Source organism: Streptomyces glaucescens, assembly GCF_002154375.1.
Lineage (GTDB): Bacteria > Actinomycetota > Actinomycetes > Streptomycetales > Streptomycetaceae > Streptomyces > Streptomyces glaucescens.
This window is the reverse complement of sequence record NZ_MUND01000306.1, coordinates 19,380-27,979: the sequence shown is the minus strand read 5'-3', so window position 1 is coordinate 27,979 and position 8,600 is coordinate 19,380. Positions and strand designations below refer to the sequence as shown.

1 protein-coding gene is annotated in these 8,600 nt (G+C 68.5%); it reads left to right on the top strand.

Features of this window, described 5'->3' with window-relative positions:
* The coding region (locus CCN42_RS20485; protein WP_086737656.1) for a golvesin C-terminal-like domain-containing protein at positions 1 to 8,599 on the top strand (8,599 nt) is incomplete at its 5' end.
* Position 8,600: the final 1 nt, after the last annotated feature.

Below are 8,600 nucleotides of genomic sequence, written 5' to 3'. Positions count from 1 at the left end.
CGGCGAGGACGGCGGCGAAGACGCCGAACCGCCCTCGCACAACGAGGCCGGGATAGCCGACCGGCAGAAACTGCCCCAGGGCAAGAACGCGCCGAAGGTGAAGCGTGTCAAGGAACTGGCCGGGCGGCGCACCGCGAACGCCCGGTTCTGGCAGCTTTCCGACGGACGCGTACAGGCGGAGGTTTCGGCCACCCCCACCGCCTACCGTTCCGGGAAGTCGTGGAAGGACATCGACCCCACGGTCGAGGAAAGCGGCCGTAAGGGATTCGAGTTCGCCAACACCAGCAACGCGACGCGGAGCTGGTTCGGCTCGGACGCAGAGCGCCTGCTGCGGGTGGAGTCCGCGGACGGGCACGCCGTGACGGTCGGTCTGCCCGGGGCCGCCAAGCTGGCGCCGGTGGCCCAGGGCGACACCGTCACCTACCGCGACGCGCTCCCCGGCGCCGATCTGTCGTACCAGGTCGGTCCGGGCCGGGTGAAGGAGAACATCGTCCTGGCCGAGGTCCCGGACGGGCCGGTGACCTTCACGTTCACGCTGGACACCGACGGTCTGACGCCGAAGGCGCACAAGGACGGCTCGATCGCCTTCTACGGTGAGTCGGCCGATCCGGTGCTGGTGATGCCCGCGGCGTTCATGACGGACGCGGCGAAGGACCGCGAGTCGCCCTACGGCACCGGCTACAGCACCAAGGTCGCCCAGAAGCTCACCAGGGACGGCTCGTCCTGGAAGCTGGCCGTGACGCCGGACACCAAGTGGCTGGCGGCCAAGGAGCGCCGGTATCCGGTCACCATCGACCCGACGATCTCCATCGCCCCGACGCCGTCCACGGCGCAGGACGTGATGATCTCGTCGGACGGTCCGACGTCGAACTACGACGACAACTGGCGCCTGTCGGTCGGCAGCACCTCCACGGGCAGCTCCCGCGCCCTGCTGCGCTTCCCCATCGGCAGCATCCCGGCCGGGACGAAGCTGGACTCGGCCGATCTGCGGCTGTACTACGACCAGACCCACACCACCGGCACCACCGAGGTGCAGCTGGAGGCGCACCGCGCCACCGGCGCCTGGTCGGAGTCCAGCGCGACCTGGAACAACGCCAGCGGTCTGACCGGTGAGCTGTCGGGCACGTCGGTGCTGGTCGACGACGGTGACCTGGGCACCACGGCCGCGAAGGGCTCCTGGCCCGTCTCGGGGAACACGGCGTACACGCAGTACGCGACCAACCAGGACTACCGCTACAACAAGGACACCGTCGCCGCCGACACCTACACCTGGCAGCCCAGCCTGCCGGAGGACGGCGAGTACCAGGTCGAGGCGCACTACGTGCCCGCCGCCGACCGTGCCACCAACGCCCCCTACACGGTCACCTACGACGGCGGCTCCAAGACGTACACCGTCGACCAGTCGGCGGGTACCGCGGGCGTGTGGAAGACCCTGGGCACGCACCGCTTCAAGGCCGGCACCGTGGGCAAGGTCGTCCTCGGTGACGGACCGGCGTCCGCCGGCACCGCGGTGATCGCGGACTCGGTGCGGTTCACCAAGGGCGGGGTGGTCACCAAGCAGCCCTCCCAGGTGAACACCTGGCACTCGTTCCCGGTGACGAGGACGGTCCAGCAGTGGATCGACGGCACCCACGACAACCACGGGTTCGTGGTCAAGGCGGGCGACGAGTCCGCCGACGGCCCCAAGGGCGGCCCCCGCTACGAGGGCAGCGAGTTCGCCTACAACGGGGAGACGGCCAACTACCCGCGCCTGGTCCTCACCTACGGCCGGCCCGGCGTCGAGCTGGACCCGCCGACGACGATCCACGACACCGGCGCGGAGCTGAAGTGGTCGGCCTACACCGACCCGTCCTCGGCCACCACCGCTGACGACATCGTCGAGTACCAGGTCCACCGCTCGGTGTTCCAGACGTTCACCCCGTCCGCCGCGACCCTGGTCGCGCCCGTGGCCTCGAACACCACCTCCTACACGGACACCTCCGCCACCCCGACCGCGGCCGACAGCTCGGACCCGTTCGGGCGGGCGTACTACTACATGGTCGCCGTCAAGACCAAGGACGGCCGGGTCACCGCGGCGCCGACCCAGCTGGTGCGGCTGCCGAAGGCGGGCCGTACCACCAAGGTCGTCGAGGCGGCGCAGGACACCACGCTGTCCTCGACGGAGTCGGCCACCCCGCACGACACGCTCACCGACGGTGTGCCGCAGAACTGGCTCGCGGTCGGCAACAACTCCCCCGCCTACGGCACCACCCGGGCGGCGCTGAAGTTCCCCGACCTCGGTCTGCCGACGTCCGCGCGGGTCCTGGACGCCACCTTGCGGCTGTGGGGCACGCAGACCACCACCGGGACCTCCGGCGCGGTGTACGAGATGCGTCCGCTGACCCGTGACTTCGACGAGGCCACGGCCACCTGGACCAAGGCCAACGCCACCACCAACTGGACCACCCCCGGTGGTGACGCCGGCGCCGCGCTCGCCGACACCGTCCCGGCGATGAGCAACGACCCCTCCCGCCGGGACTGGAACGCCACCAGCCTGGTCCAGGACTGGGTGCGCAACCCCGGCACCGGGCAGGGCGTGCTGGTGAGGATGCGGGACGAGTCGGTCCAGCAGGAGCGGACCGTCTTCCTCTCCTCCGAGGCGGGCGAGAAGCGGCTGCGCCCGCGCATGGTGGTCACCTACGTCGACGCGACCACCGCCTCCACCTACCACGCGCCGAAGACCCCGGCGCGGATGACCCCGAACTCGGAGTACTCGGTCGAGTTCACCCTCACCAACACCACCGACACCGCCTGGAAGGCCACCGACCGGGCGCTGTCCTACACCTGGGCGCTGCCCGACGGCACCGACGCCACCACGGGCGGCAACCAGGTCCGCACGGCCCTGCCCAAGGACGTTGTCCCCGGTGACACCGTCACCTTCCAGGCGCGGGTGAAGACCCCGATCAACAGCGACTCGGGCAACAAGCGCAACGACTACGTCCTGACCTGGGACCTCGTCAACACCACCACCGGCGCCTGGCTCTCCGCCGGGACCGGCGGCATCCCCGGCCTGAAGCAGAACATCGCGGTCGAGGACCCCACCTCCAACACCCTGGGCCTGGAGAAGTTCTACGCCTATACCGGCAAGAACACCGGAGCCGGGTCCACGGTGATGAACAACCTGGCCGCGGGCAACAGCGTCTGGTCCTACAACGCGTTCTCCAACCCCGGTCGCGGTCTGACGACGTTCGCCAGGTTCGCGTACAACTCCCTCGACACCTCCGACACGGTGACCGGAGCGGGCTGGTCCGCCCAGTTCGCCGGGCCCATCCGGCTCGGCGCGCCGCTGGACTTCCACCCCAACCCGCACCCGACCGAGATCCGCCTGCCGGACGGTGACGGCACCACGCACGTCTTCCGCAAGCGGGACGACGGCACCTGGAAGGCGCCCGCGGGCGTCCACTACCGCCTCACCGCCAAGCCGGGCCTGGACTGCACCCCGGACAAGGACCCGATTCCGGACGCCTGGACGCTGCTGCGTCCGGACGGCACCCGCTTCCTCTTCGGCTGCGACGGCTATCTGACGTCGGTCGTCGACAAGAACGGCAACACGCAGACGTACACGTACGAGGAGCGCAAGTCCAACAACAAGCCGACGAAGTTCCTCACCTACATCACGGACCCGGCGGGCCGTCAGTCGCTGACCGTCGACTACTACCGCAAGGGCGACGCGTCGTACGACTACATCGACGACACCGGCGCCAGGGTCACCGGCTCCAACCTGACCAACTCCAAGATCTACGACCACGTCAAGTCCATCAAGGACATTTCGGGCCGGAAGATCTCCTTCTTCTTCACCGACAAGGGCCTGCTCGGGCAGTTCACCGACGGTGACGGCTCCGCGCAGCCCAAGGTCTTCAGGTTCACCTACGACGCCACCCAGGGCAACAAGAACGTCAAGCTGGTCAAGGCCACCGACCCGCGCGGCAACGCCACTCGGCTGACGTACTACTCCCCGCAGGCCGGCGACGACCCGAAGTACCACTGGTGGACGAAGACGATCAACGACCGGCTCGGCGGTGACACCGGGTTCGCCTACGCGGCGAACACGACGAACACCAAGTTCACGGACACCACCGTCACCGACGCCGAGGCGCACGCGACGAAGTACGTCACCGACGACTTCGCCCGGCCGGTGCGGACGGTCAACGCCAAGTCGCAGAATATCGATCTGAGCTGGGACGCGGACAACAACGTCACCCTCCTGACGGAGGACAACGGCGCCAAGACCGCGTTCTGCTACGACCAGAAGACCGGCTACCCGCTGTGGAAGCTGGACGCGGAGTCCATCAAGGAGAACGGCAACACACCCCCGGACCCGGCGACCACCTGCGGCACCGGCTCGTACCCGGCGCACGCGGCGAAGTTCGAGTACGCCACCCGCGCCGACGGTTTCGCCGCGGACCTGTTCCGCAAGACGTCCCCGCTGGGCCACTCCTGGCAGTTCGGGTACGACACCTTCGGCAACCTGAAGACGGTCACCGACCCCAAGGGCGTGGCCACCGCGACCGCCGGGGACTACACCACGTCGTACGAGTACGACGGATACGGGCAGCTGACCCGGGCGACCGACGCCAACGGCAACCCGACGACCAACAGCGAGTTCGGTCCGACCGGTTACCCGGCGAAGATCACCGACGCGCTCGACAAGACCACGTCGTACGTGTACGACGAGCGCGGCCAGGTCACCGAGGTCGTCGACGCCCTGGGCAAGAAGACCACGCAGACCTACGACACCTACGGGCGTCCGCTGGTCAGCACGGTGCCCAAGGACCAGGACGCCGGCGTTCTGATCACCACTCCGGCGCCGAAGTACGACCCGAACGACAACGTCCTGGAGACCACCGCGCCGCACGGGGCGGTGTCGAAGGCGTCGTACGACGCCGCCGACCAGGTCACCTCGGCCACGGCTCCCGCCAACAACCAGTCGATGCCGCGGGTGACGACGTACACCTACGACAAGGTCGGCAACCTCAAGACGACGACCGAGCCGAAGGGCAACGTCGCCGGTGCGGTGGCGGGCTCGTACACCACGACCAACCACTACAACGAGATCTACCAGCTCACCTCCGTGGTCAACGCGGGCGGGGACCGGATCTCGTACGTCTACGACAGCGTCGGCAACGTCGTCACGGTCATCGACCCGAAGAAGAACGCGACCGCGGACCCCGGCGACTTCACCTCCAAGACGGCGTACGACTGGAACCACCGCATCACCACGGTGACCGACGCGGCGGGGAAGTCCACGAAGCGGTCTTACGACAAGGACTCGCGGGTCGTCTCCTCCACGGACGCGGAGAACAACACCTCCACCGTCACCTACGACGAGCGCGGCAAGACCATCGAGGTCAAGATCCCGCACTCGGGCACCTCGCCGATCACGTACCGGACCACGAAGTACGAGTACGACGAGGTCGGCAACACCACCAAGGTGCTGACCCCGCGGGCCACCGCGGCCGGGACGACGGAGGCGTTCACCCAGCGCACCGAGTACGACGCGCTGAACCGCCCGGTCAAGCAGTACCAGCCCTACGACCCGGCGGACGCCCGCTACAACGACCCGAACGTCTACACCGAGACGGTCTACGACGCGGTCGGCCAGGTCAAGAAGACCTCCATGCCCCCGTCCGAGGGGCAGACGGTCCGCAACGACACCACGTTCACCTACTTCGACAACGGGTGGGCGAAGTCGGCCACCGATCCCTGGGACATCGTCACCACCTACGACTACAACGACCTCGGCCAGCAGACCAAGCGCACACTGACGTCCGCCGGCGGCGACGCCGACCGCACCATGACGTGGGACTACTACCCCAACGGTGCGCTCAAGTCGAAGTCGGACGACGGTGTCCCGGTCGGCAAGCACGTCGTGCTCGTCGACAACTCCGACACCCAGAACACCGCCGCCACCGGCACCTGGACGAAGGGGGACAGCACCGGTCAGCAGGGCTACGACCACCGCACCCACGCGGCGGGCACCGGCACCGACGCCTTCACCTGGAAGCTCAACATCCCCCAGGACGGCACGTACACCGCGTACGTGAAGTACCCGAAGGTGACGGGCGCGGCCACCGCGGCGAAGTACACGCTGACCCACGGCACCACCACCGAGCCGTCGGTGGCCCGGGACCAGTCCGCGAACACCGGCACCTGGGTGTCGCTGGGCTCCTACAGCCTCAAGCAGGGCGCGGACGCGGAGCTGAAGCTGGAGCAGAGCGGCGGCGGCGTCGTAGTCGCCGACGCGGTGAAGCTGGTCCGCGACACCCGCGACGAGACCGACAACGAGAAGCACACCTTCACCTACGGCTATGACGTCAACGGCAACCTGACGTCGATCGACGACACCTCGCCGGGCGCCAAGGCGGTCACGTACTCCGTGGCCCACGACGCGCTCAACCAGGTGAAGTCGGTCACCGAGGCGCTGACCGACCAGCGGACGAAGACCACGGCGTTCACCTATGACGCCAACGGCCGACTGGAGACGGTCACGCACCCCGACCAGTTCTCCAAGTACACCTACGATCTGCGGGAACTGGTCAAGACGGTCTCCGTCGGCAAGTCGGCGACGGACACCGACCCGAAGGTGTCGTCGTACACCTACACCGACCGCGGTCTGAAGCTGAGGGAGACCAAGGCCAACGGCAACACCGTCGACTACACGTACTACCTCGACGGCGCCGTGGAGAGCACGGTGGAGAAGAAGGCGGACGGCAACACGCTGGTCGCCTCGCACACCTACGCCTACGACCCCAACGGCAACAAGGCGCGGGACACCGCGAAGAAGATGAACGCCGACAACCACGCGGCGTACCTCGAATCCACCACGGACTACACCTACGACCCGGCCGACCGGCTGGCGAAGTCGGTGAAGACCGGCAACGGCGCGGGCACCGAGACCTACGTCCATGACGACAACTCCAACGTCGTCAGCCAGTCGGTCCGGGGCACGTCGACGACGTTCGTCTACGACCGCAACCGGCTGCTGACCTCGACCACGGGCGGGGCGACCTCCCGGTTCAACTACGACCCGTTCGGGCGCCAGGAGTCGGTCCTCGCCGGTGGCGAGATCGTCTCGCGGAACGTGTACGACGGCTTCGACCACGTCGTGGAGTCCCAGCAGCGGGGCGCCGACGGCGCGATGAAGTCGACCACGTACGCCTTCGACCCGCTGGACCGCACCACCTCGAAGACGGTGGACGGCAAGACCACCGACTTCTCCTACCTGGGGCTGTCCGGTGAGGTACTGGACGAGCGGGTCGCCGGTGAGCTGACCAAGTCGTACCAGTACAGCCCGTGGGGCGAGCGGCTGTCGCAGGTCAAGCACCACGCCGACGGCAGGACCGAGGACGGCTTCTACGGCTACAACGGCCACACCGACGTCGAGACCGTCACAGACAGCGGCGGCGACACCAAGGCGACGTACGGCTACACGGCCTACGGCAAGGACGACGAGTCCGAGTTCACCGGCATCGACAAGCCCGACGCCACCGACCCGACGAAGGAGGAGTACAACCCGTACCGCTTCAACGCCAAGCGGTGGGACGCCCAGTCAGGCACCTACGACATGGGCTTCCGCGACTACGACCCGGGGCTGAACCGCTTCACCACGCGGGACATGTACAACGGTGCCCTCGCCGACATGTCCCTGGGCGCGGACCCGTACACCGGCAACCGGTACGCGTTCACCGGCGGCAACCCGGTCAGCAGCGTCGAGCTGGACGGTCACTTGGCCTTCGCGATCCCCATCGCGGCGGTCGTGGTCGTCGCGGTGGTGGCGGCGGTCGCCACCGACGAAGCGGTGTCCGAGGTGCAGGGGCGGCCCAGCTTCCTGGACAGCCTCGGTGACGCCCTCACCTCCACGGCCGAGGGCATCCGCGACGCCGTGAACCGCGCCCGGCAGGACGAGCCCGAGCCCTCTCCCACGCCCACTTCGAGGCCCGGGCCCCGGCCGACACCGGACAACAGCAGCGGAGGCAAGTGCGGGGGCGGCTGGGTCGAGCACGGTGACCTGGACGCGGCGAACGGCAACCGGGCCACGGGCGTACGGGCCTGTCTCACCGAGGGCTATCTGGCGGCGAACCCGGGGACGAAGACGAACGTCTCCGTCGTCGCGCCGCCCGGCTACAAGTGGGCGCAGCGCACCGCGGGCTGGCTCGGTGCCCACCCGGTGGAGCAGAACATCAACGCCTGTCACCTGCTCGGCAAGCAGCTGTCCGGCTCCGGCACCCAGCTGGAGAACCTTGCCACCTGCGCGCGGGGGGCGAACGCCCCGCAGGACGGCTCCCAGCAGGGCACCAACAACATGCAGAACTACGAGAACCAGGTCAGGGAGGCCGTCGCGGCGGGCCAGGACGTCTACTACACGGTGACGCCTCGCTACAGTGGCCGCCGGACGGTGCCGACGGGCTTCACGCTCAGTGCCTACGGGACGAACCCCGACGGCACGCCGGGACTCGTCATCCCGCCCGTCTTCATCACCAACACGCTGGCGGGCCGGAACCTCGGCATGTTCAACGACCCGAACACGGGTCGGCAGGTTCCCACCGGGAGCACGCCGTGAC